Here is a 3363-nt window from a genome sequence, read left to right as displayed (position 1 = left end):
CCCCCTCAAGGGGGGAGATCGGCTGTCTCTTTTGGCTTCGCCAATCTCCAACGTTGAAGAATTCGCGGGACAGACAAGCGGCCAATCTCCCCCCTTGGGGGGGAGATGTCCGGTAGGACAGAGGGGGGCCTCGTAGAACTCAAAGCCTACGATGATTTCGCGAATTTTCATCCGCGCAATTCTGTCACGATTCCAAATACGTGTCCGCCCAGTTCGACACCGCCCAGCGCGGGTTGTTGGCGATGTTGCCGACGGTGTCTCGCGCGACGCTGATGAAACTCCATTCGGCGACGTTGATCAGCGGCAGGTCGGCAGCCACCGCCTTCTGGAACTCCTTGTAGAGGTCGGTGCGGGCTGATGCGTCGAGCGTCTCCGATGCCTTGGCGATGAGCGCATCGAGCGCATCGTTCTTGTAGCCGCCCTGGTTGGAGAACGGCACGCCGTCGGGAATGCCGCTCTGCACCAGGATGGTGGTCGAGATCGCCGGATCGCCGCGGAACACCGGCGGACCGACCGCGAGATCGAAGGCGTGGTCGGTGTAGACCGCCTTGATGTGCGCGGCCGAGTCGTTGTTGACCAGCTCAGCGTCGATGCCGATGGCGGCGAGCGCCTGGCGCAGATAGTCGCCGAACTGTTTTGTCTCGTTGAAATAGGGCGCAGGCAGCAGTTTCAGCGTGAAGCGCTTGCCGTCCGGGCCTTTCTTGTAGCCGGCTTCGTCGAGCAGCGCGTTGGCCTTGGCGACGTCGAAGGCATAGGTCGGCACATCGGCGGTGTAGAATTGTGGATCGTTCTTCGGCACCGGGCCGGTGGCTGTCGCGGCATAGCCGAGGAACACCGTCTTGACGACGAAATCCTTGTCGATGGCATGCGCGATCGCCTGGCGCACTTTGACATCGGCCAGTTCCTTGCGGCGATGGTTGATCTCGACGACGAGCTGATAGGTCAGCCCTTCGTAACCCTTGGTGATCACTTTCAGGCCCGGCACTTTCGAGATGCGGTCGAGGTCGGCCAGCGGCACGGCGGAAAAGGCCGCCAGCTGGATCTCTCCGGCCTCCAGCGCGCTCGCCGCGGACGTGCGATCCGGCAGCACCTGATAGATGATCTCGTCGAGATAGGGCTCGTCCTTGCCCCAGTAGTCGGTGTTTTTGGTCAGCCGGTAATATTGGCCGGCCTTGTACTCTGCGAATTTGAACGGCCCGGTGCCGATGGGCGCGTTGTTGGCCGGGTTGTCCTCGATCTTGCCGACCTCGTAGATGTGCTTCGGCACCACGCTGCTCAGCGCCGGCAGCGCGTTGCGGATCAACTGGAACGGCGTCGGCTTGGCGAATTTGAACACGGCGGTGAGATCGTCAGGGGTGTCGACGCTGGCCAGATCCTTGAACACGGTGCGGCCGAGATTTTGCAGCGGCTTCCAGATTTGCAGCGCCGAGAAGGCGACGTCGGCCGAGGTGAACGGTTTGCCGTCATGCCATTTGACGCCGTCGCGCAGTTTGAACGTCACCGAGAGCCCATCGGCGGCACCCTCCCAGCTCAGCGCCAGCCTTGGCGCGAGTCCGTCCTTGCCGTCGTAGGAGGCTTCGGCCAGCGTTTCGACGATCTTGCTGGAGATGAAGAAGACGCCGTTGGAAGCGACGATCGCCGGGTTGAGGTTGCGCGGTTCGGAATCGGCGGCAAGCACAAGCCGCCCGCCCTTCTTCGGCGTCTGCGCCCAGCCCGGTGTCGGGATGGCGGTGGAGGCCAGCAGCATTGCCGAGCCGGAAAGCATCGTGCGCCTGGAAATCGTGAAACCTGACATGATCGAACTCCGTCCCCTCCGCGACCCGGTTGGGCGCGCCAATACCCCTCGAACGCCGGCAAGCCCGCCAGCATCCTTGCGGCGGCGATTATGAGCCTTGCCGAGGGTTTCGCCAGAGACGGAATTGGCGCATCCTCGCTTGGCTTTGAAATTTTCGTCCGCTGGACCAGTTTGGAATATGCGCTTCTATCGCGTCAATCTGGTAGGACCAAATTGATGGGATATGCGACGGACAAAGGTATGATGACATGGAACGGTGCTGTTTGCCCTATTTCTGGCTGGACCAGAACGGGCAAAATGGTGCAGATTTGAGTCATGGCCAGGGGATCGCGAGCGGAACGGCCGGCGGTCCCAGGCAATTCAGGGAGAGAGAGATGAACATTGCTCCGGGCAAGAATGCCGTCGGCAATATCCCGTTCGACCAGGCAAGGGTCGACCGGCTGATGGAGGAGGCCGGCATCGATGTGCTGCTCGCCACCTCCAAGCACAACACGCAATACCTGCTGGGCGGTTACAAGTTCATCTTCTTCGCCGCCATGGATGCGATCGGCCACAGCCGGTACCTGCCGATCGTCGTGTACGAAAAGGGCGGGCCGGACCATGCCGCCTATATCGGCAACCGCATGGAGGGCGGCGAGCACCAGAACAATCCGTTCTGGACGCCGACGCTGCACGCCGCCTGCTGGGGCACGCTCGACGCCGCCAACCTTGCGGTCGAGCACCTGCAGAAGATCGGCAAGGCCGGCGCGCGCATCGGCATCGAGCCTGGCTTCCTGCCATCGGACGCCTATACGCTGATCCGCAAGGCGTTGCCGGATGCCAGGCTGATCGATGCGACCGACATGCTGGAGCGTATGCGCGCCATCAAGACCTATGCGGAGCTGGAGAAGCTGCGCACGGCCTCCGAACTGATCACCGATTCCATGCTGGCGACCATTGCCTGGGCGCGTGAAGGCACGACTAAAAGCGAGATCATCGAGCAGCTGCGGCGCGAGGAAACCAATCGCGGCATCCATTTCGAATATTGCCTGCTGACGCTGGGTGCCAGCCACAACCGCGCCGCTTCACCGCAGGCGTGGGAAAAAGGCGAGGTGCTGTCAATCGATTCCGGCGGCAATTATCACGGCTATATAGGGGACCTCTGCCGGATGGGCATTCTCGGCGAACCGGATGCCGAGCTCGAAGATCTGCTGGCCGAGGTCGAGACGGTGCAGCAGGCGGCCTTCTCAAAAGTCAAAGCGGGCACGCTGGGCGGCGACATGATTTCGCATGCCGAGGGCGTGCTGAAGGCTTCGAAGGTCGCGCCCTACACGGATTTCTTCGCCCATGGCATGGGGCTGATCACGCACGAGGCGCCGTTCCTGATGACCAACCACCCGGTGACCTATGAAGGCACCTATGCGGCCAAGCCGCTGGAGAAGAACATGGTGCTTTCGGTGGAGACGACCATGCTCCACCCGACACGGGGCTTCATCAAGCTGGAAGACACGCTGGCGGTGACGGACGCTGGTTATGTGATGTTCGGTGATCGGGGCCGGGGGTGGAACAGGGGTGGGACGGCCTAGCTG

Annotated in this window: 3 protein-coding genes; 2 read left to right on the top strand and 1 reads right to left on the bottom strand. The window is 62.0% G+C overall.

Annotated features, from left to right (window positions below; translation table 11 throughout):
* Positions 1–184: 184 nt before the first annotated feature.
* A complete protein-coding gene (locus tag EN925_RS28890) occupies positions 185–1795 on the bottom strand; it encodes an ABC transporter substrate-binding protein (RefSeq protein WP_127369978.1) in 1611 nt (536 codons plus the stop codon).
* Positions 1796–1885: 90 nt separating this feature from the next.
* Here EN925_RS28890 and EN925_RS28885 point away from each other — a divergent pair, with 90 nt between their 5' ends.
* Together EN925_RS28885 and EN925_RS28880 are read left to right on the top strand one after the other, a co-directional pair.
* The gene (locus tag EN925_RS28885) at positions 1886–2107 is read left to right on the top strand and encodes a hypothetical protein (protein ID WP_127224205.1); all 222 of its coding nucleotides are present in this window, start codon (positions 1886–1888) and stop codon (positions 2105–2107) included.
* A 62-nt stretch (positions 2108–2169) separates the two neighbouring features.
* A complete protein-coding gene (locus tag EN925_RS28880; RefSeq protein WP_127388323.1) occupies positions 2170–3360 on the top strand; it encodes a Xaa-Pro peptidase family protein in 1191 nt (396 codons plus the stop codon).
* Positions 3361–3363 lie beyond the last annotated feature (3 nt).

Origin of the sequence: Mesorhizobium sp. M7A.F.Ca.US.006.04.2.1, from assembly GCF_004022915.1 — a bacterium.
GTDB lineage: Bacteria > Pseudomonadota > Alphaproteobacteria > Rhizobiales > Rhizobiaceae > Mesorhizobium > Mesorhizobium ciceri.
This window is presented reverse-complemented; position numbering and strand designations above follow the sequence as displayed.

What these genes read in the sequence shown, in the direction of transcription:
- EN925_RS28890 (WP_127369978.1), bottom strand. Translation starts at nt 1,795, where the DNA reads ATGTCAGGTTTCACGATTTCCAGGCGCACGATGCTTTCCGGCTCGGCA.
- EN925_RS28885 (WP_127224205.1), top strand. Translation starts at nt 1,886, where the DNA reads ATGAGCCTTGCCGAGGGTTTCGCCAGAGACGGAATTGGCGCATCCTCG.
- EN925_RS28880 (WP_127388323.1), top strand. Translation starts at nt 2,170, where the DNA reads ATGAACATTGCTCCGGGCAAGAATGCCGTCGGCAATATCCCGTTCGAC.